The sequence below is a fragment of the Amycolatopsis coloradensis genome (assembly GCF_001953865.1).
Taxonomy (GTDB): Bacteria; Actinomycetota; Actinomycetes; order Mycobacteriales; family Pseudonocardiaceae; genus Amycolatopsis; species Amycolatopsis coloradensis.
This window is the reverse complement of sequence record NZ_MQUQ01000019.1, coordinates 125,843-146,687: the sequence shown is the minus strand read 5'-3', so window position 1 is coordinate 146,687 and position 20,845 is coordinate 125,843. Positions and strand designations below refer to the sequence as shown.

Here is a 20,845-nt window from a genome sequence, read left to right as displayed (position 1 = left end):
TGTACTGATCAGCCCAGCTCGGACCGGACCGCCTTCGCGGCCGCGACCAGGTTCCGCAGGGCGGGCTCCACCTCGGCGTAGCCGCGGGTCTTCAGGCCGCAGTCCGGGTTGACCCAGATCCGCTCGGCGGGCACGGCGCCGACGGCGGTCCGCAGCAGCCCGCTGACCTCATCGACGCCGGGAACGCGCGGCGAGTGGATGTCGTACACACCCGGCCCGACACCGCGGCCGAAGCCCGCCGCGCCGAGGTCGGTGACGACCTCCATCTTCGACCGCGCGGCCTCGATGCTGGTGACGTCGGCGTCGAGCGCGTCGATCGCCTTGACCACCTCACCGAACTCCGAGTAGCACATATGCGTGTGGATCTGCGTCGCGTCGTCGATGCCGGACGTCGCCAGCCGGAACGACGAAACCGCCCACGCGAAGTACGCCTCATGCGCCGAGGCACGCAGGGGGAGAAGCTCCCGCAGCGCCGGTTCGTCGACCTGGATGACGCGGATGCCCGCCGCTTGCAGGTCGTGCACCTCGTCGCGGATGGCCAGCGCCACCTGGCGGGCGGTCTCTCCCAGCGGCTGGTCGTCGCGGACGAACGACCACGCCAGGATCGTCACCGGCCCGGTCAGCATCCCCTTGACGGGTTTGCCGGTCAGGCCCTGCGCGTAGCGCGCCCACGCGACGGTCATCGGCTTCGGGCGCGAGACGTCGCCGTACAGGATCGGCGGCCGGACGCAGCGTGAACCATAGGACTGCACCCAGCCGAAGTCGGTGGCGGCGAACCCGGCCAGCCGCTCGGCGAAGTACTGCACCATGTCGTTGCGCTCGGGCTCGCCGTGCACCAGCACGTCCAGGCCGAGGTCCTCCTGCAGCCGGATGACGCGCTCGATCTCCGCCTTCATCGCGGCTTCGTACCCGGCGTCGTCCAGCGAACCCGCCTTGTGCGCGGCGCGGGCCTTACGGACGTCGGTGGTCTGCGGAAACGAGCCGATCGTGGTGCTCGGCAACGGCGGCAGGTCCAGCGCGGCCTGCTGGGCGGCCGCACGCCGCTCGTAGGGCGAGCGGACGGTGTCCTCCGGGCGCAGTGCCTCCAGCCGGGCGCGCACGCCGGCGTCGGCGAGGCCGGCCGCCGTCGCGCGGTCCGCGGCCGTGGCACGGGCGGCGGAAAGGTCGACACCGTCCTCCTTCAGTGCCCGGCCGAGCAGGACGACCTCGTCCACCTTCTGCTTGGCGAACGCGAGCCAGCCCTTGAGGCGCGGGTGGAGTCCGGCCTCCCGCCCGACGTCGTAGGGCACGTGCAGCAGCGAGCACGACGTCGAGACGCTGACCGACTTCGCGGTGCCGAGCAGCGTCGCCGCCCGGCTGAGCGCGCGGGTCGGGTCGGTGCGCCAGACGTTGCGCCCGTCCACGACTCCGGCCAGGACCTCCTTGTCACGCAAGGCGGGCTCGGCCGCGACAGCGTCCACAAAGGACTCATCGGTGACGAGGTCGACGGCGAGCGCGTCGATCGGGGAGCGGGCGAGCACACCCAGCCCGCGGCCGAGGCCGCCGAAGTACCCGGCGACCAGGATCTTCGGCCGCGCGGTCTCCTTCGCGAGCCGGTGGTACGCGCGAATGAGCGCGTTGAGTTCCTGCTCGGTGCGGTCGGCGGCGAAGGCGGGCTCGTCGAACTGGACCCACTCGACGCCTTCGTCGTGCAGGCGCCGCAGCAGTTCGACATAGCCGTCGAGGAGGTTGTCGAGCAGGTCCAGCGGGCGGAAGCCCTCCGGAGCACCCTCGGTGGCCTTGGCGAGCAGCAGGAACGTCACCGGGCCCACCAGCACCGGCCGGGTCTCGACGTCGATCGCGCGGGCCTCGCGGTACTCGTCGAGCGGCTTGGTGCCGGTGAGCGAGAACGTCGTGTCAGGGCCGAGTTCGGGGACGAGGTAGTGGTAGTTGGTGTCGAACCACTTGGTCATCTCCATCGCCGCCGCGTCCTGCACCCCGCGCGCGGCGGCGAAGTAGGTGTCGAGTGGCGAAAGGCCGAGCCTCGTGAAGCGCTCCGGCAGCGCTCCGAACAGCTCGGTGGTGTCGAGCACCTGATCGTAGTGGGAGAACGTGTTGGAGGGGACGGAGTCCAGTCCGGCGTCCTTGAGTTCCCGCCAAGTCCGGGTACGCAGCGCGCGGCCGGTCTCCAGCAGCGCGGCTTCGCCGATCTTGCCCGCCCAGTAGCGTTCGAGTGAACGCTTGAGTTCCCGGTCCGGTCCGATCCGGGGGTAGCCCAGCACAGTGGTGCCGATTTCGGTCACTAGCTCTCTCCTCGCGAGCTTGTTGGCAGAGCCCGGAGCGCGCGCGGGAGTGACCGCCCTTCGGTCGTGCCCATCCCACGAGGCCCGGACTCACGCACGCCGTCGGCGCGCGTACCACGGGCAGGTCTTCGGACTCGTGGGCGACTCGCTCGCTCCTACCGGCCGTCGCTTCCCGGGAGCCATTCCCAGTGCTTTACCGTGTCTCGCACGGTGACGGCTTTCGTTCCCACATACCGCTGCGGGGCAGTCCCGGATTCACACCGGGTTCCCTGTTACCTCGACCGGCCTGGGAGGCCGGGCGAACCAGTAGCACCCCGGAGCGTACCGGACCGAAGTACATGAAGGCCCCCTTCCGGTACCTAGGCGCAAGGAAGGGGGCCTTCATGTACTACAGGGTTCAGTCCCAGTCGAGGGCTCCGCCGGACTGGTACTCGATGACGCGGGTCTCGAAGAAGTTCTTCTCCTTCTTGAGGTCCATCGCCTCCGACATCCACGGGAACGGGTTCTCCGTCTCGCCGAAGATCGGCGCGAGGCCGATCTGCTGCGCCCGCCGGTCGGTGATGAAGTGCATGTACTGCTCGATCAGCTCGGCCGACAGCCCGAGCATGCCGCGCGGCATGGTGTCACGGGCGTAGGCGACCTCGAGTTCGCACGCCTCGGTCAGCATGCCGCGGATCTCGGCCTGGAACTCCTCGGTCCACAGGTGCGGGTTCTCGATCTTGATCTGGTTGATGCAGTCGATGCCGAAGTTCAGGTGGATCGACTCGTCGCGCAGGATGTACTGGTACTGCTCGGCGATGCCGATCATCTTGTTCCGGCGGCCGAGCGAGAGGATCTGCGCGAAGCCGGTGTAGAACCACATACCCTCGAAGATCACGTAGAACGCGACCAGGTCACGCAGGAAGTTCTGATCGGCCTCGGGGGTGCCGGTCTCGAAGTCCGGGTTCTCCAGGTTCTGCGTGTACTTCAGCGCCCACGCGTCCTTCTCCGAGATGGAGGGGACCTCGCGGTACATGTTGAACAGCTCGCCCTCGACCAGGCCGAGGCTCTCGCAGATGTACTGGAAGGTGTGCGTGTGCACGGCCTCCTCGAACGCCTGGCGCAGCAGGTACTGGCGGCATTCGGGGTTGGTGATCTGCCGGTACACCGCGAGCACGATGTTGTTCGCCACCAGGGATTCCGCGGTGGCGAAGAAGCCGAGGTTGCGCTTGAGCATGGTGCGCTCGTCCTCGGTGAGGCCGTCGGCCGACTTCCACAGCGCGATGTCGGCCTGCATGGCGACCTCGGTCGGCATCCAGTGGTTGTTGCAGCCGGCGAGGTACTTCTCCCACGCCCAGGTGTACTTCATCGGCAGCAGCTGGTTGACGTCGGCGCGGGCGTTGATCATCCGCTTGTCGTCGACGTTGATCCGGGCGGCGCCGACTTCGATCTCACCGAGGCCGGTGGCGTCGGCGGAAGCGTCAAAGGTGGTCATGGAGGCTCACTTCAAGCTTGGGTCGTGAGTGGCGATTCGGGTGGGAACCCGAATCGCCACTCACGACCGGGTGGTCACTGGCAGGCTTCGCAGTCGGGGTCGTCGATGCGGCAGGCGGCGCCGTCGGTGGCGACGAAGTCGACGTCGGAGACCTGCGGGACCTCCTTCGGGTCCGGGGCGGTCACCGGAACGGCCGGAACCGCGGCGGCGGGCGAAGGCGAAACCGCGGCGGGAGCCGGAGCCGGGGCGGCGGGCTTGGGGGTGGCGGGGGCCGGGGTGGCCGAGACCGCGTTCAGCTTGCCGTCGGTGCCGCGCAGGGTGCTCTTCTCCACGTGCGTCGCGGACCGCGCCCGCAGGTAGTACGTGGTCTTGAGGCCCTTGTGCCAGGCGTAGCGGTACAGCTCGTCGAGTTTGCGGCCGCTGGGCGCCGCGATGTACAGGTTCAGCGACTGCGCCTGGTCGATCCACTTCTGACGACGCGAGCCCGCGTCCACCAGCCACTTCGACTCGATCTCGAACGCGGTGGCGTACAGCGCCTTCAGGTCGTCCGGCACGCGGTCGATCTGGCCGAGGCTGCCGTCGAAGTACTTCAGGTCCGACACCATGACCTCGTCCCACAGCCCGCGCTCCTTGAGCGAGCGGACCAGGTGCGGGTTCACCACGGTGAAGTCGCCGGACATGTTCGACTTGACGAACAGGTTCTGGAACAGCGGCTCGATCGACTGCCCGACCCCGCAGATGTTGGAGATCGTCGCCGTCGGCGCGATCGCCATCACGTTGGAGTTGCGCATGCCGACGGTCTTGACCCGCTCACGCAGCGGCGCCCAGTCCAAAGTGGACGAGGTGTCGACGTCGAGCGCGTCGCCCTGCCGGGCGTCGATCAGCAGCTGCAGCGAGTCGATCGGCAGGATTCCCTTGCTCCACAAGGAACCCTCGAACGTCTGGTACTGGCCGCGCTCCTCGGCGAGGTCGGTCGAAGCCGAGATCGCGTAGTAGCTGATGTGCTCCATGCTGGTGTCCGCGAACTGCACGGCCTCGTCCGAGGACAGCGGCACGCCGATCTCGAACAGCGCGTCCTGGAAGCCCATCAGGCCCAGCCCGATCGGGCGGTGACGCAGGTTGGAGCGGCGCGCCTCCGGGATCGTGTAGAAGTTGATGTCGATCACGTTGTCGAGCATGCGGACCGCGGTGCGCACGGTCTTCTCGAGGCGCTGAGTGTCCAGGCCGTCGGGGGTGACGTGCTTGAGCAGGTTGACCGAACCGAGGTTGCAGACCGCGACCTCGTCGGTGGTGGTGTTCAGGGTGATCTCGGTGCACAGGTTGGACGAGTGCACGACACCCACGTGCTGCTGCGGCGAACGCAGGTTGCACGGGTCCTTGAAGGTGATCCACGGGTGACCGGTCTCGAACAGCATGGTCAGCATGCGGCGCCACAGGTCGACCGCGCGAATCTTGCGGAACACCTTCAGCTCACCGCGTTCGGCGGCGGCCTCGTACTCGCGGTAACGCTCGGCGAACGCGGTGCCGTAGAGGTCGTGCAGATCCGGGGTCTCGTTCGGCGAGAACAGCGTCCACTGCGCGTCGGCCTCGACCCGGCGGAGGAACTCGTCCGGCACCCAGTTCGCGGTGTTCATGTCGTGCGTACGGCGACGGTCGTCACCGGTGTTCTTGCGCAGGTCGAGGAATTCCTCGATGTCGACGTGCCAGGTCTCGAGGTACGCGCAGGCCGCGCCCTTGCGCTTGCCGCCCTGGTTCACCGCGACCGCGGTGTCGTTGGCGATCTTGAGGAACGGCACGACACCCTGCGACTGGCCGTTGGTGCCCTTGATGTGCGCGCCGAGGCCGCGGACCGGGGTCCAGTCGTTGCCGAGACCGCCCGAGTACTTCGCCAGCAGCGCGTTGTTCTTGTACGCCTGGAAGATCGAGTCCAGGTCGTCGTCGACCGTGGTCAGGAAGCAGGACGACAGCTGCGGGCGCGTGGTGCCCGAGTTGAACAGCGTCGGGGTGGACGCCATGAAGTGGAACGACGACAGCAGCTCATAAAACTCGATGGCACGGGATTCCCGATTGTCCTCGCGGATCGCGAGACCCATGGCGACGCGCATGAAGAACGCCTGCGGCAGCTCGAACCGGACGCCGTTGTGGTGCTGGAAGTACCGGTCGTACAGGGTCTGCAGGCCGAGGAAGCCGAAGTCGAGGTCACGTTCGGCGTGGATGGCCGCGGTGATCTTGTCCAGATCGAACGTCTGGAGCTCGGGGTTGACCAGTTCCAGCTCGATGGCGCGCTTGAGGTAGTCCCGGAAGTACTGCGGGTACCGGGCGGTCATCTCGTCCTGGCTGGCCAGCTGCGGCGAGCCCGCGAGATAGCTGAGCGCTTCGCCGCGGAGCTTGTCCGCGAGCAGCCGGGCGCTGACGTAGGAATAGTTCGGCTCCTGCTCGACGAGCACGCGCGCGGCCATGATCTGGGCGAGGGCGAGTTCGTCGGCGCTGATGCCGTCGTAGAGGTTGCGCTTGGCCTCGGCCAGCACCGGCTCCGCGGAGACGTCGTCGAGTCCGGCGACGGCCTCGCCGACCACGTGCGAGACGCGGGCCCAGTCGAGCGGGCGGATCGAGCCGTCGGCGGCCTTGACGCTGATGGCGACGTCGGACGAGGCGGGCTTCTCGGACTCGCGGGCCTTCGCGCGCTCATCGCGGTAAAGGACGTACGCGCGGGCGACCTTGTGGTGCTCGCCGCGCATCAGCGCGAGTTCGACGATGTCCTGGATCTGCTCGATGTGCAGCGCGGTCTCGGGACCGGCGTGGCGGAGCAGGGTGGCTTCGATCTGCTCGGTCAGTTCGTTGACCAGGTGGTGGATCCGCGACGAGGCGGCCGCGTCACCTCCTTCGACGGCGAGGAAGGCCTTGGTCACGGCGACCGAGATCTTGTTCGCGTCGAAGGGGGACACGCTGCCGTCCCGCCGGATGACTCGCACGGTCGCGGGCGTGGTGTCCGAAGACGAAGGTGGCCGCTGACCGGTTTCCACTGACATGCGTGTCTCCAATGGGCGCGTTGAAGCACCGCAAGGCCGCACAAGGCCATGCGCTGCACGTTCACAAAGCTGTCCGGCAACCGCTCCCGAGCGGTCTCCCCGTCGCTGGGCGGTGCCGGTTCCCAGAGACTACATGTAGGGGTTGGAGGCTGCACGTGCCCCAATGGGTGGCGTGTCGCGGTCTCACCCTGGCGGGTTAGGCGATCACGCTCAGCGGCTGCTCAGCCGCCGAAAACGATCTTGAAATCACGCAGGCTGGCGCTCAGAACGGGCCGCTGACCGGCCAGGAAGCCCAGTGGTCCGGCCTCGTTGATCCGCCACTCCGCGGCCGCCGGGTGAGGGCGCGCCTTCGCCCGGACGGGGCTCCTTTTGAGACGTCCGTCCAGGATCTGGACGACGTCGAAGGCGGCGGGCAGCGTCACCGGGAGGGTCGGGCGAGCGGTGAAGGCGGCCGTCGCGATCCAGTCCTCCTGAGTGGCCGCGGAGGCGGTGAAGGTCCGCCCGTGGGTGAAGTCGAGCGCGGCGAGATCCTTGGGGATGCCCCACAGCGCGCGCCCGCCGGCGAGCGAGACCTCGCTGTCGACCCAGATGCCGGTGATCGAGCTGGACAGGCGCTTGCCGCGGACGGCGACCGTCACCAGCAGCTCGTGATACTGGAGCTGTCCCGGCTCCTGGTAGTCGACCCAGGCGGCGAACACCTGCGCGCGGCCACCCGCGACGGCCGGTTCGACGCCGTCGGGCAACTCGGGCAGTTCGCTCACCGGAACACGCCAGAAGGACAGGTACGCCTGGCCCGCCAGGTTCCACGGCTCCGGGGGATAGGCGGTCACGCGTTCCGCCACGGCAGGTAAGCGGGCTGATCGGTGTCGACGCGCATGGAGAACTCCGGTGGTCGTTTCTGCAGGAAGGACATGACCCCTTCGACGGCGTCCGGGCTGCTGCCCAGTCCGCCGATCAGCCGGGAGTCCAGTTGGTGCACGGGGAACGGCGATTCGGCGCTCGCCATCCGGTACAGCAGTTGACGGGTCACCGCGACCGAAACCGGCGAGGTGGTCGTGGCGATTTCGAGAGCCAGTCCGCGTGCCTTGGCGAGGACTTCTTCGGGGTCGTGAACACTGTGGACCAGTCCGGCGGCTTTCGCTTCCTCGGCGCCGAACACGCGGCCGCTGATCATCCAGTCGAGTGCCGTGCCCATCCCGACCAGCCGGGGGAGGAACCAGGCGGACGCGCCTTCCGGGTAGATCCCCCGGCGGACGAACACGAAGCCGAAGCGCGAATCCGTGGACGCCAGCCGGTAATCGCACGACAGCGTGATCGTGACACCGCCGCCGACGGCCGCGCCCCGCAGGGCGGCGATCACCGGTTTGTTCATCGTGAAGATCCGCTTCGAGCAGCGTCCCGCCGGCTCCTGCCACGCCGCGTCCGGGCCGGACTCCGGATCGAAGTCGAAACCGCCCTGCGAAAGGTCTGCGCCCACCGAGAAGTCCTTGCCGCTGCCGGTCAGGATCACCACTCGGACGTCCTCGTCGCGGTCGGCCCGGTCCATCGCGTCGCCGAGTTCGTCGGCCATGCGGATGGTGTAGCCGTTGCGGGCCTCCGGCCGGTTGAGCGTGACCGTCGCGATGCGGTCGGAAACCTCGTAGGTGACTTCGGCGTACGCGCTCATGACGTGAAAGTAAGGCTACGTTGACAAGGTGTCAATAAGGCTCACTCGACGTCGTCCCGGTGCATGTCTGTCCTCTGTGGACAGGCCGTCACCGCTGAGTGCCCGCTTGCAGAAGGGGGCCGCTGCCGTCGAAAGGCGGGTAGGTCTCGCCGCCGACTCGCTCGGCCACGACGATGTAGTCGGCGAGCGCGTCACGTGAACGGGCGAGTTTGGCCAGCTGCTCGTCCAGGCGTCCGAGCCGCTCCCGCATCGCGGCCAGCAACTCGGGGCAGCCGATCAGCTCGGGTTTCTCGCCGATCGCGCAGGGCAGCAGATACGCGATGTCCTCGGACGACAGGCCGGCGGCGAGCAGATGCCGGATCTGCTTCACCCGCAGCAAGGCCGTCTCGTCGTACTCGCGATAGCCGTTCGTCCCGCGGCCCACCTCCAGCAGGCCTTGGGCCTCGTAATAGCGCAGCTGATGGGCGTGGACGCCCGTCCGATGGCTCAGTTCCCCGATCTTCATCGCTTTCCCCACTTGACCTTCATACCGGTATCAACGTTGACGATGGTGCCATGACCGACACCACGAATACCCCGATCACGGTTCTCGGCCTCGGCCTGATGGGCCAGGCGCTCGCCCGCGCGTTCCTGAAAGCCGGGCATCCCACCACGGTATGGAACCGGACGGCAGCCAAGGCCGACTCGCTGGTGGCCGAAGGCGCGCGGCTCGCCCCCTCGGTCGGCGACGCGCTCGAGGCGGGCGGCGTGACGATCGTATGCCTCACCGACTACCCGGCCGTGCGTGAACTGCTCGGCGACGCCAGGCTGGAGGGCACGACGCTGGTCAACCTGACCTCGGGCGACTCCGCTCAAGCGCGGGAAACCGCCGCCTGGGCCGAAAAGCAGGGCGCCCGCTATCTGGACGGCGCGATCATGGCCATCCCGTCGTCGATCGGGACCCCCGACTCGGTGATCCTGCTCAGCGGGCCTCGGCTCGATCCGGCGCTGGACGCGCTCGGAACGGTTTCGTATCTCGGCGAGGATCACGGCCTGGCTTCCCTGTACGACGTCGCGGGCCTGACGATGATGTGGAGCGTTCTGAACGCGTGGCTGCAAGGCACCGCGATGCTGCGGACCGCCGGCGTCGATGCCGCAACGTACGCGACCTTCGCACAGCAAATCGCCGTCGGCGTCGCAGGCTGGCTACCCGGCTACGCGGAGCAGGTCGACAAGGGCTCGTTCCCGGCCGAGGTGTCGGCCTTGGAGACCGACGCACGGGCGATGGCGCATATGGTCGAGGAGAGCGAAGCGCTGGGCGTGAACGCCGAACTGCCGAAGCTGATCAAGGCGATGGCCGACCGCGCGATCGCGGCGGGGCATGGCGGGGAGCAGTACCCGGTGCTGATCCGGGAGTTCGAGCGGTCGGAGGGATAACAGCGAGCCGGGTCAGGTTGGGCGCGGACATGCGTGCGATCGTGCTCGACGGACCCGGCCCGCCCGAGGCGTTGCGGATCAGGGATGTCCCGATGCGGGGCTGGTGAGGGATGGGTGCTGGTCAAGGTCGAGGCGTTCGGGCTGAACCGGCCCGAGTACCACCTGCGCACCGGTGTCGCCACGAACGCGACATTCCCGATCGTGCCGGGGATCGAGGCCGCGGGCGGAGCGTCATCGCGATGATGGGCGGGATGGGGCGCGCCTTCGACGACGGCTACGCGGAATACACCGTCGTGCCCGCGTCTTCGGTGATCCCCGTGCGCTTGAGACTCGACTGGGCGACGCTTGGGGCGCTGCCAAAGATGCTGCAGACCGCGCACGGCTCGCTGTACACCGGGCTCGACATCCGCGCGGGGCAGACGATCCTGATCCGCGGTGGGACGTCGTCGATCGGCGTGGCCGCGGCGGTGCCGGCGAAGGAACAGGGCCTGACCGTCCTGTCGACCACGGAACCCCGCTCGGTTGGATGCTCTGGGGAAGCTCGGCGTCGATCACCCGCTGGTGGACAACGATTCGATCGCCGACGCGGTGCGCGAGATCTTGCCGGGCGGGGTGAACACGGCACTGGAACTGGGGCGCTTCACCGAGATGCTCAGCGACGTCTGGTCGATCCCGGACTTCTACCCGATGGCGGTGATCCCGAACGGCGTCCGGCTCACCGCGTACGACGGCGAGAGCAGCGACCTGCCCGCCGAAGCGCTTCAGTGCTATGTCGACTTGGTCGAGGCCGGGGGAGCTGGTCGTCCGGGTTTCGTGACTATGGATCAGTGACGCGGCAGGTAATTCGTCGCGGCCATGACGCCGAAGGCTAGGAGGGCCATCACCAGCGCGATCATCGCGATCAGGACGAGCGGCGCGGCGAGGCCGCCGATCCCGTCCCGTTTGCGCATCTCGCCTACGGTAAGCCTGCCTGGGCCGCGTTCGTGATGGCCGCCGTCCAGTGCGGGAAGGCTTTCGGCCTATACCCGTAGGTGCATGGTGTTGCGTCTCGGTTCCCCGGTGGGGTCGAGGTAGGCGGGGGCGATGAATTCCGGGAGTCCGTCTTGGGCGAGCTGGACTTTCCACTCGCTTTTATGGATCAGCCGATGGTGCTTGGTGCAGAGCAGCACCAGATTGTCGATTTTCGTTTCACCACGGTGCCGCCAGAAAACGAGGTGATGAGCCGTGCAGCGCTGCACCGGCATATCGCAACCCGGGAACGTACACCCGCCGTCCCGGATTTTCAACGCGTGTTTCTGCGGGGTGGTGGCGGAGCGGCTGGAGCGTCCGACGTCGAGGGGTTGCCCGGCGCCGGAGAGGACAACAGGCCGGATCCGGGCATCGCAGGCGAGGATCCGGACGTCGGTCGCGGAGATCGGCCCGACGAGATCGAGGAGGCCGTCGCCGACCTCGTTCATCAAATCCTCGTAGGCCATGGTCACCAAAATCTGGGTGGACTCCCCGGCCTGGCCGGGGAGATCGGGGCTGGCGGTCTTCAACCGCACGTAGTCGGCGAACGCGTCCCCGTAGCGTTCGCCTTGACTGCGGGAGTCCCGGACCCCGTCGATGGCCTTGTGTGGTTTTGCCAGCGGGTCGAGGTCGGACTTCAACCGGGCATAGGTTTCCAGGTCCAAGGTTCCCGCGAAGCCGAGTGTGCCGTCACGGTGTTTGACGAACCGCAACTCCGGCCGGGCGTCTTTCGGATCCTTGTCGCGGGGTTCTTTGCCGTCGGGGTCCATCGTGTTCAGCATCCGGCGCCCGGCCATGACGATCTCCTTCGGCCCAGCCCGGCGAGCGAGATCGACCAGGATCTTCTCCCCGGCCCGCACCTCCTCGTCGGGTACGAAGGAGGGGACCTGGGCGAGAGCGCCGAGGATCACATCGATCTGCCCGCCACCGATCGCGCCTTCGGCAGCGGCTTCCGCGGTCAACGGCGCCAACGGCGGCACCACGCCCCCGCCGATGGCCACACCGGGATGCAACGCCAGGGCCCGATCAGCACGGGCCGACGCTTCCTTCTCCGACACCAGGAAATCCTGAAAAATCAACCCCATCAACGTCGAATGCCCACTGCACCCACGAATTCCGCGCGTATTCAACTCCGCGAGGATCGCATACTGCTCGGCATCCAACTGACGTTTCAAGACTTCGATTTCCTGCTTACGGGCATGCAGCGTCGCAGTATCAGCACGCCACCACTCGGTACGCGCTCCCTGGAGACTGTTGTCGCTGGCCACGACACCAACAATACCCCTGATCGAACACCTGTGCTAGTGCACTGACTCTAGTTTGGCAGAATTTTGCTGAACGCTCTGATTGGCTTAAGTCGTCCCAGTGTCTGCTGTTGTCGGCCTTGGGGAAGTATTGGCGCAGCTGCATTGGCGCCCACTTCTTTGGTTACCCCCGTCCGTCGCACCGACCTCACTCCACGCTCACCAACTATTCGGTGACAGCTGGACGGACCAGCCCGACGAACCCCGCTTCAAGGCCGTCGGCTGGACCTGCCGACAAAACAATCAGGCGTGCTTGATTTTTCTGACGAGGGGTGCGAGCCTGGTGAAGACGCGAGGAGGCGGGCATGGCTGACCTTGGCGTGATCCTTGGGGATCTCGCGGCGGAATCGCAGGCCATCGACGACGTGGTGGCGGAGCTGCCCGCGTCGGATTGGGCGCGGCAGACCCCGGCCGAAGGCTGGACGATCGCCTATCAGATCGCTCATCTGGCCTGGACGGACAAGAAGGCGCTGATCGCGGCGCGGGGGTCCGAAGCCGAGTGGCAGGCCGAGATCGAAGGGCTGCTCGCGACGGGGGAGAGCTACGTCGACGACGGCGCGGCCGAGGGTGCGAAGGCGCCGCCCCGGGAGTTGCTGGCCGAGTGGCGTGCCGGTCGCGCGGAGCTGGCCGAAGCGCTCGCCGCGGTGCCCGACGGGCAGAAGGTCCCCTGGTACGGGCCGCCGATGAGTGCCGCGTCGATGGTGACCGCGCGCCTCATGGAGACCTGGGCGCACGGCCAGGACATCTTCGACACGTTCGGTGTCGCGCGCGAGAACACCGGCAGGCTCTGGCACATCGCCCGGTTCGGCACTCGCACGCGCGACTTCGCCTACAAGCTCAACTCGCTCGCCCCGCCCGGCGAGGAGTTCCGGGTCGAGTTGACCGCGCCCGACGGCTCCACCTGGGCTTTCGGGCCGGAGGACGCGGAGCAGCGGCTCACCGGGAGCGCCGTCGACTTCTGCCTCGTCATCACCCAGCGCCGTCATCCTGACGACACCGACCTCGTCGCCACCGGCGCCGACGTCGAGGAATGGCTCGGGATCGCGCAGGCCTTCGCCGGACCTCCCGGCGCGGGTCGGCAGCCGGGGCAGTTCGCATGACGGCGCCGATCAGGATCGGCAACGCGTCCGGGTTCTACGGCGACCGGTTCTCCGCCGTCCGCGAGATGCTCACCGGCGGCCCGCTCGACGTGCTGACCGGTGACTACCTGGCCGAGCTGACCATGCTCATCCTCGGCCGAGACCGGATGAAGGACCCGAACCGCGGCTACGCCAAGACGTTCCTCCGTCAGATGGAGGAGAATCTCGCGCTGGCCAAGGAAAAGGGTGTCAAGATCGTCGCGAACGCCGGTGGGCTCAACCCCGCTGGTCTCGCCGACGCGCTCCGTGAACTGGCCGCGAAGCTCGGGGTCGACGTCGCCATCGCGCACGTCGAGGGCGACGACCTGATCCAGCGCGCCGAGGAACTCGGTTTCGGCAAGACGTTGACCGCCAACGCCTATCTCGGTGCGTGGGGGATCGCGGAATGCTTGACCGCGGGTGCCGACATGGTGGTGACCGGGCGCGTCACCGACGCGTCGGTGATCGTCGGCCCGGCCGCCGCGCACTTCGGCTGGGCGCGCGACGACTACGACGCGCTCGCCGGCGCGGTCGCGGCCGGGCACGTGATCGAATGCGGCACGCAAGCCACCGGCGGCAACTACGCGTTCTTCACCGAACACGAGGTCGGTGTCCCGGGTTTCCCGATCGCCGAGATCTCCGCCGACGGCTCCAGCGTGATCACCAAACATCCCGGAACCGGCGGCTTGGTGAACGCCGGAACCGTGACCGCGCAACTGCTCTACGAGATCACCGGCGCCCGTTACGCCGGGCCGGACGTCACGGCGCGGTTCGACACGCTGACCCTGACCGACGACGGCCCGGATCGCGTCTGGATCACCGGCGTCACCGGCGAGCCACCGCCCCCGACGCTCAAAGTCTGCCTGAACGGGCTCGGCGGTTTCCGCAACGAGACGACGTTCGTCCTCACCGGACTCGACATCGAAGCGAAAGCCGCGCTGGTCAAGGAACAACTCGAAGGCGCGCTCGAAGCGCGACCGCCCGCCGAGGTCCGCTGGACGCTGGCCCGCACCGATCGGGCGGACGCCGAAACCGAACAGCAGGCGAGTGCGTTGCTGCACGTCGCGGTGAAGGACGCCGATCCGGAGGTCGCCGGGCGCGCGTTCAGCGGTGCGGCGATCGAACTCGCGCTGGCGAGTTATCCCGGCTTCCACGTCACCGCGCCGCCCTCGTCGGCATCGCCGTATGGCGTTTACCGAGCCGCTTTCGTGGACGCGCAGGAGGTTCCACACGTCGCCGTCCTACCGGATGGGACGCGCCGCGACATCGCGCAAGCCACCGACACCCTGGCGCTGTCCGATGTGGACGAATACGGGCTGCCTGCCCCGTTCACCCAGGCGCGGGTCCGCCGGGCGCCGCTGGGCAAGGTGATCGGCGCCCGCAGCGGGGACAAGGGCGGCAACGCGAACGTCGGCGTCTGGGCGCGTTCCGACGAGGCGTGGCGCTGGCTCGCGCACCGGCTCACCGTCACCGAGTTCAAACTGCTGCTCCCGGAGACCGTCGGCCTGGAGGTCCGGCGGCAACTGCTGCCGAACCTGCGGGCGATCAACTTCGTCATCGAAGGCATCCTCGGTGAGGGCGTCGCGTCGCAGGCGCGGTTCGACCCGCAGGCGAAGGCACTCGGGGAATGGCTGCGCTCCCGCGAGATCGACATCCCGGAGGCTCTCCTGTGACCGACCTCTTCGCCACGCCGGAACGCGCCGAGCTGCGCGAGACCGTCCGGCGGTTCGCCGAAACCGAGATCCTGCCGCACCTCGACGGCTGGGAGCGCGAGGGCGAACTGCCCCGCGACCTGCACCGCAAGGCCGGGGAACTCGGGCTGTTGGGCGTCGGCTTCCCCGAGGAGGTCGGCGGCGGGGGCGGCGACTATCTCGACGCCGTCGTCATCGCCGAGGAACTGCACTACGCGGGCGGCTCCGGCGGGCTCTTCGCCTCGCTGTTCACCTGCGGTATCGCCGTTCCGCACATCGCGGCGGCCGGGGATCCGGTGCAGATCGAACGCTGGGTCCGGCCGGCCCTGGAGGGAGCCAAGATCGGCTCACTCGCGGTCACCGAACCCGACGGCGGCTCCGACGTCGCCGGGATCCGCACCACTGCGGTGCGTGAGGGCGACGAGTACGTCATCAACGGTGCCAAGACGTTCATCACCTCGGGCTGCCGCGCCGACTTCGTGACCACCGTGGTCCGCACCGGCGAATCCGGCGCCCACGGCATCTCGCTCATCGTGGTCGAACGCGGCACGCCGGGTTTCACCGTCTCCCGCAAACTGGAGAAGATGGGCTGGCTCTGCTCGGACACCGCCGAATTGTCCTATGTGGACGTCCGGGTGCCCGCGGAGAACCTGATCGGTGCCGAGAACAGCGGGTTCGCGCAGGTCGCCACCCAGTTCGTCACCGAGCGGGTTTCGCTGGCGGTGCAGGGTTACGCGCACGCGCAGCGGGCACTCGACCTGACGCTGGACTGGTGCCGCCTGCGGGAGACCTTCGGCCGTCCGCTGATCTCCCGTCAACTGGTACAGCACAAGCTCACCGAGATGGCGCGCAAGATCGACGTCGCCCGGACCTACACCCGCCAGGTCGCGCTGCGGCACGTCGCGGGCGAAGAGGTCATCGCCGAAGCCTGTTTCGCGAAGAACACCGCCGTCGAGACCGCCGAATGGGTGGTCAACGAAGCCGTCCAGCTACACGGCGGACTCGGCTACATGCGGGAGGCCGAAGTGGAGCGCCACTACCGTGACGTCCGCATCCTCGGCATCGGCGGCGGTACCAACGAGATCCTCACCGGCTTGGCCGCGAAGCGATTGGGATACACCGCATGAGCACGATCAGGTCCACCGTGGACAATCGAGGCGAGGAGTTCGCCGCCAACCGTGAGTCCATGCTCGGCAAACTCGCCGAGATCGACGGCGAGCACGCCAAGGCGATCGCCGGTGGTGGTGAGAAGTACGTCACCCGGCACCGCAAACGCGGCAAGCTGCTCGCGCGCGAACGGATCGAACTCCTCCTCGACGAGGACTCGCCGTTCCTGGAGCTTTCCCCGCTGGCGGCCTGGGGTTCGGACTACCAGGTCGGCGCCAGCGTGATCACCGGCATCGGGGTGGTCGAGGGCGTCGAGTGCATGATCTCGGCGAGCGACCCCACGGTCAAAGGCGGGGCGAGCAACCCGTGGACGGCCAAGAAGAGCTACCGCGCCGCGGACATCGCCGCGCAGAACCGCCTGCCGGTGATCAACCTCGTCGAATCCGGCGGCGCGGATCTGCCGACGCAGAAGGAGATCTTCATCCCCGGCGGCCGGATCTTCCGTGACCTCACACGGTCTTCGGCGGCGAAGGTGCCCACGATCGCGCTGGTGTTCGGCAACTCCACCGCGGGTGGTGCGTACCTGCCCGGCATGTCGGACTACGTCGTGATGGTCAAGGAGCGCGCGAAGGTGTTCCTCGGCGGGCCGCCGCTGGTCAAGATGGCCACCGGTGAGGAGTCCGACGACGAATCGCTCGGCGGCGCCGAAATGCACGCCCGCACGTCGGGCCTCGCCGACTACCTGGCCGCGGACGAAGAGGACGCGATCCGGCTCGGCCGCGGCATCGTCAAGCGGCTCAACTGGACCAAACAGGGGCCGACGCCGAAACCGGACTACGCCGAGCCGCTGTACTCCGCCGAAGACCTGCTCGGCATCGTGCCCACCGACCTCAGGGTGCCGTTCGACCCGCGCGAGGTGATCGCCAGGGTCGCCGACGGTTCGGACTTCGACGAGTTCAAACCCTTGTACGGAAGCAGTCTCGCCACCGGCTGGGCGAGCATCCACGGCTACCCGGTCGGCATCCTCGCCAACGCCCAAGGCGTGCTCTTCGGCGAGGAATCGCAGAAGGCCGCGCAGTTCATCCAGCTCGCCAACCAGATCGACACGCCGCTGGTCTTCCTGCACAACACCACCGGCTACATGGTTGGCAAGGAATACGAGCAGGGCGGCATCATCAAACACGGCGCGATGATGATCAACGCCGTGTCGAACTCGAAGGTCCCGCATCTGTCGGTGCTCATGGGCGCCTCGTACGGGGCCGGGCATTACGGCATGTGCGGCCGTGCCTACGATCCCCGGTTCCTGTTCGCCTGGCCCAGCGCGAAATCCGCGGTCATGGGGCCGCAGCAGCTGGCTGGCGTGCTGTCCATCGTGGCCCGTGCCGCCGCCGCGTCGCGGGGTCAGGACTACAACGAGGAGCACGACGCCGCCATGCGCGCCATGGTGGAGGGGCAGATCGAGGCGGAGTCGATGCCGATGTTCCTCTCCGGGATGCTCTACGACGACGGGATCATCGATCCCCGCGACACCCGCACGGTGCTCGGGCTCAGCCTGTCCGTGATCCACAATGGACCAGTGAAGGGCGCCGAAGGCTTCGGCGTCTTCCGGATGTAGGGGCCGAACGTGATCGAGAAACTTCTGGTCGCCAACCGTGGTGAAATCGCCCGCCGCGTGTTCCGCACCTGCCGCGACACCGGGATCGGCACGGTCGCGGTGTTCTCCGACGCGGACGCCGACGCACCGCACACGGCCGAGGCGGACGTCGCCGTCCGGCTGCCGGGCAACGCGCCGTCCGACACCTACCTGCGGGCCGAACTGCTGATCAAGGCGGCCGCCGAGACCGGCGCCGACGCGATCCACCCCGGTTACGGTTTCCTGTCCGAGAACGCCGGGTTCGCCCGTGCCGTGCTCGACGCCGGGCTCACCTGGGTCGGCCCGCCGCCGGAGGCCATCGAGAGCATGGGCTCCAAGGTCCAGTCCAAGCGGATGATGGCCGACGCCGGTGTCCCGGTCCTGTCCGAATTGGACCCGGCCGAGGTCACCGAGGACGATCTTCCGTTGCTGGTCAAGGCATCCGCCGGGGGTGGCGGGCGCGGGATGCGCGTCGTGCGCTCGCTCGGCGAACTCGCCGAAGCGGTCGAGGGAGCGAGTGCGGAGGCCGCCTCGGCCTTCGGTGACGCGACGGTGTTCTGCGAGCGGTATCTGGAGACCGGGCGCCACATCGAGGTCCAGGTGCTCGCCGACACCCACGGCACGGTGTGGGCGGTGGGGGAGCGGGAATGCTCGATCCAGCGCCGTCACCAGAAGGTCGTCGAAGAGGCCCCGTCGCCGTTCGTCGACGACGCCATGCGGGAAGCCCTGTTCGACGCCGCGCGCAAGGCCGCGCAGGCGATCGACTATGTCGGTGCCGGGACGGTCGAGTTCCTCGCCGGTCCGGACGGGCGGTTCTACTTCCTGGAGATGAACACCCGGCTCCAGGTCGAGCATCCGGTCACCGAGGCCACGACCGGCCTCGACCTCGTCTCCTGGCAACTGCGGGTCGCGGAAGGCGAGCACCTCCCGATCGAAGAGCCGGAGACGCGGGGGCACGCGATCGAGGTCCGGCTCTACGCCGAAGACCCGGCCGCGGGCTGGCAGCCGCAGAGCGGAACCCTGCACCGGTTCGAGGTCCCCGCCGCGCAGCGGGAATTCGAGGTGGGCCCGGGTGTCCGGCTCGACTCCGGCTTCGTCAGCGGCCAGGCCGTCGGCGTGCACTACGACCCGATGCTCGCCAAGGTGATCGCCTTCGCCCCCGATCGCCGGAGCGCGGCACGGGCGCTGGCCGGCGCGCTGGCCGGTGCGGAGATCCACGGCGTGGTGACCAACCGCGACCTCCTGGTGAACGTCCTGCGGCACGAGGCCTTCCTCGCCGGTGAGACCGACACGGCGTTCTTCGACCGGCACGGGCTCGATACCTTGGCGCGCCCACTGGCCACTGTGGACACCGTGCGGATTTCCGCGCTCGCCGCGGCTTTGGCGGGCGCGGCGGGGAACCGTGCGGGCGCCCAGGTGCAGGGACGGCTGCCCAGCGGATGGCGCAACGTCCACTCCCAGGGGCAGCGCAAACGTTTCCTCGCACGCGAAGACGAGATCGAGGTCGTCTACACGCTCACCCGCGACGGTCTGCGCGCCGACGGATTCGACGGCGTGGAACTGGTTTCCGCCGCGAGCGACCGTGTCGTCCTGGAGGCCGCCGGGGTGCGGCGGACGTTCGCTGTCGCCCGGTACGGCGACGCGGTGTACGTCGATTCGCCCGATGGCGCCGTCGAACTGAGCGTGGTGCCGAGGTACACCGATCCGGACGCCGCGCTCGCCGCCGGTTCGCTCGTGGCGCCGATGCCGGGCACCGTCGTCCGGCTCGCGGTCGAGGCCGGTGACACCGTCAAGACCGGTGATCCGTTGCTGTGGCTGGAAGCGATGAAGATGGAACACCGGATCGCGGCGCCCGCCGACGGCGTCGTGACCGAACTCCCGGTGGTCGTCGGACAACAGGTCGAAGTGGGCACGATCCTCGCGGTGGTAGGAGAGAACGAATGAACGCGATGAACTTCACCGAACCCGAGGAGCGCGTCGCGCTGCGGGCGGCTGTCGCCGAACTCGGCAAGAAGTACGGGCACGAGTACTACGCCAGGCAGGCCCGCGCCGGACTCAAGACCGAGGAACTGTGGGCCGAGGCCGGACGGCTCGGCTACCTCGGCGTGAACCTGCCCGAGGAGTACGGCGGCGGGGGAGCGGGTATCGCGGATCTCGCCGCGGTGCTGGAAGAACTCGCCGCGGCCGGCAGCCCGCTGCTGCTCATGGTCGTCTCGCCGGCGATCTGCGGCACGGTCATCTCGCGCTTCGGCACCGACGAGCAGAAGAAGCGCTGGTTGCCGGGTATCGCCGACGGCAGCAGGCGGATGGTCTTCGCGATCACCGAACCCGACGCCGGGTCGAACTCGCACAAGATCACCACCACCGCCCAACGCGACGGCGGTGATTGGGTCCTCAGTGGACGGAAGGTCTACATCTCCGGCGTCGACGAGGCGGACGCCGTCCTGGTCGTCGGCCGCACCGAGGACTCGAAGACCGGCAAGCTCAAGCCCGCGCTGTTCATCGTCCCGACCGACGCGCCCGGCTTCGAGTACAAGCAGATCGAGATGGACCTGATCTCGCCGGAGAAGCAGTTCGGCCTGTTCCTCGACGACGTCCACCTGCCCGCCGACGCGCTGGTCGGCGAGGAGGACGCGGCGATCGCGCAACTGTTCGCCGGGCTCAACCCCGAACGCATCATGGGCGCGTCGTTCTCGCTCGGCATCGCGCGGTACGCGCTGGCCAAGGCCGTCGCCTACGCCAACGAGCGCAAGGTGTGGGGCGGCGCGCCGATCGGCAGCCACCAGGGGCTCGCGCATCCGCTGGCCGAGATCAAGATCGAGCTGGAACTGGCCAAGCTGATGACGCAGAAGGCGGCTTCGCTCTACGACTCCGGCGACGACTTCGGCGCGGGCGAGTCGGCGAACATGGCGAAGTACGCGGCCGCCGAGGTCGCCATCCGCGCGGTCGACCAGGCCGTGCAGACCCACGGCGGCAACGGGCTCGCCAGCGAATACGGGCTGGGCACGCTGGTCACGGCCGTCCGGCTGGGCCGTATCGCTCCGGTGAGCCGCGAGATGGTGCTCAACTTCGTCGGCCAGCACAGCCTCGGGCTGCCCCGGTCCTACTGAGAGGCGA

General features: G+C 68.3%; 17 protein-coding genes and 1 riboswitch. Of the genes, 9 read left to right on the top strand and 8 right to left on the bottom strand.

The window, feature by feature from the left end:
- Nucleotides 1-8: 8 nt before the first annotated feature.
- From metE to BS329_RS32455, 6 genes are all read right to left on the bottom strand, one after another.
- Nucleotides 9-2,282, bottom strand: coding sequence for a 5-methyltetrahydropteroyltriglutamate--homocysteine S-methyltransferase (gene metE, locus BS329_RS32480; protein WP_076165673.1), 2,274 nt, complete (start codon nt 2,280-2,282; stop codon nt 9-11).
- Between the two features lie 102 nt (nt 2,283-2,384).
- Nucleotides 2,385-2,605: riboswitch (cobalamin riboswitch) on the bottom strand.
- A 74-nt stretch (nt 2,606-2,679) separates the two neighbouring features.
- Nucleotides 2,680-3,756 carry a ribonucleotide-diphosphate reductase subunit beta gene (locus BS329_RS32475; protein ID WP_076165670.1) on the bottom strand — a complete coding sequence of 359 codons (1,077 nt, stop codon included), beginning with the start codon at nt 3,754-3,756 and terminating at the stop codon, nt 2,680-2,682.
- A gap of 74 nt (nt 3,757-3,830) precedes the next feature.
- Entirely contained in the window at nt 3,831-6,785 is a 2,955-nt protein-coding gene (locus BS329_RS32470) for a ribonucleoside-diphosphate reductase subunit alpha (RefSeq protein WP_076165667.1), read from the bottom strand.
- Nucleotides 6,786-7,006: 221 nt separating this feature from the next.
- Nucleotides 7,007-7,615 (bottom strand): acetoacetate decarboxylase family protein, encoded by a 609-nt coding sequence (locus BS329_RS32465; protein ID WP_076165774.1) that lies wholly within the window; start codon nt 7,613-7,615, stop codon nt 7,007-7,009.
- Nucleotides 7,612-8,451, bottom strand: coding sequence for an enoyl-CoA hydratase-related protein (locus BS329_RS32460; protein ID WP_076165664.1), 840 nt, complete (start codon nt 8,449-8,451; stop codon nt 7,612-7,614). The genes BS329_RS32465 and BS329_RS32460 overlap by 4 nt, the downstream gene beginning before the upstream one ends.
- Before the next feature lie 88 nt (nt 8,452-8,539).
- Complete coding sequence (locus BS329_RS32455; protein WP_076165661.1) at nt 8,540-8,956, bottom strand: MerR family transcriptional regulator; 417 nt, start codon at nt 8,954-8,956, stop codon at nt 8,540-8,542.
- A 50-nt stretch (nt 8,957-9,006) separates the two neighbouring features.
- Between BS329_RS32455 and BS329_RS32450 the strand changes: the two genes are divergently transcribed.
- The 3 genes from BS329_RS32450 (at nt 9,007) to BS329_RS44215 (ending at nt 10,698) form a co-directional block, all read left to right on the top strand.
- Entirely contained in the window at nt 9,007-9,867 is an 861-nt protein-coding gene (locus BS329_RS32450) for an NAD(P)-dependent oxidoreductase (RefSeq protein ID WP_076165658.1), read from the top strand.
- Between the two features lie 114 nt (nt 9,868-9,981).
- The gene (locus BS329_RS45240; RefSeq protein WP_279628217.1) at nt 9,982-10,110 is read left to right on the top strand and encodes an alcohol dehydrogenase catalytic domain-containing protein; all 129 of its coding nucleotides are present in this window, start codon (nt 9,982-9,984) and stop codon (nt 10,108-10,110) included.
- A gap of 279 nt (nt 10,111-10,389) precedes the next feature.
- Nucleotides 10,390-10,698, top strand: coding sequence for an MDR/zinc-dependent alcohol dehydrogenase-like family protein (locus BS329_RS44215; RefSeq protein WP_076165653.1), 309 nt, complete (start codon nt 10,390-10,392; stop codon nt 10,696-10,698).
- Here the strand turns inward: BS329_RS44215 and BS329_RS45235 are convergent.
- Nucleotides 10,692-10,817 carry a hypothetical protein gene (locus tag BS329_RS45235; RefSeq protein ID WP_279628216.1) on the bottom strand — a complete coding sequence of 42 codons (126 nt, stop codon included), beginning with the start codon at nt 10,815-10,817 and terminating at the stop codon, nt 10,692-10,694. The two genes, BS329_RS44215 and BS329_RS45235, sit on opposite strands and share 7 nt — an antisense overlap.
- Nucleotides 10,818-10,886: 69 nt before the next feature.
- Entirely contained in the window at nt 10,887-12,143 is a 1,257-nt protein-coding gene (locus BS329_RS32435; RefSeq protein WP_076165650.1) for an HNH endonuclease signature motif containing protein, read from the bottom strand.
- 341 nt (nt 12,144-12,484) lie between these two features.
- Here BS329_RS32435 and BS329_RS32430 point away from each other — a divergent pair, with 341 nt between their 5' ends.
- From BS329_RS32430 to BS329_RS32405, 6 genes are read left to right on the top strand one after another with little or no spacing between them, the layout of a single operon-like run.
- Entirely contained in the window at nt 12,485-13,279 is a 795-nt protein-coding gene (locus BS329_RS32430) for a TIGR03084 family metal-binding protein (protein ID WP_076165647.1), read from the top strand.
- The gene (locus BS329_RS32425) at nt 13,276-14,970 is read left to right on the top strand and encodes an acyclic terpene utilization AtuA family protein (protein ID WP_076165644.1); all 1,695 of its coding nucleotides are present in this window, start codon (nt 13,276-13,278) and stop codon (nt 14,968-14,970) included. Before BS329_RS32430 ends, BS329_RS32425 begins: the two co-directional genes overlap by 4 nt.
- Complete coding sequence (locus BS329_RS32420) at nt 14,967-16,115, top strand: acyl-CoA dehydrogenase family protein (protein WP_076165641.1); 1,149 nt, start codon at nt 14,967-14,969, stop codon at nt 16,113-16,115. Before BS329_RS32425 ends, BS329_RS32420 begins: the two co-directional genes overlap by 4 nt.
- On the top strand, nt 16,112-17,710 hold the full coding sequence (locus BS329_RS32415) for an acyl-CoA carboxylase subunit beta (protein WP_076165638.1): 1,599 nt from the start codon (nt 16,112-16,114) through the stop codon (nt 17,708-17,710). The genes BS329_RS32420 and BS329_RS32415 overlap by 4 nt, the downstream gene beginning before the upstream one ends.
- A 9-nt stretch (nt 17,711-17,719) precedes the next feature.
- A complete protein-coding gene (locus BS329_RS32410) occupies nt 17,720-19,672 on the top strand; it encodes an acetyl/propionyl/methylcrotonyl-CoA carboxylase subunit alpha (protein ID WP_076165636.1) in 1,953 nt (650 codons plus the stop codon).
- Nucleotides 19,669-20,838: an acyl-CoA dehydrogenase family protein gene (locus tag BS329_RS32405; RefSeq protein ID WP_084750473.1), complete on the top strand. Its 1,170-nt coding sequence runs from the start codon at nt 19,669-19,671 to the stop codon at nt 20,836-20,838. The genes BS329_RS32410 and BS329_RS32405 overlap by 4 nt, the downstream gene beginning before the upstream one ends.
- Nucleotides 20,839-20,845 lie beyond the last annotated feature (7 nt).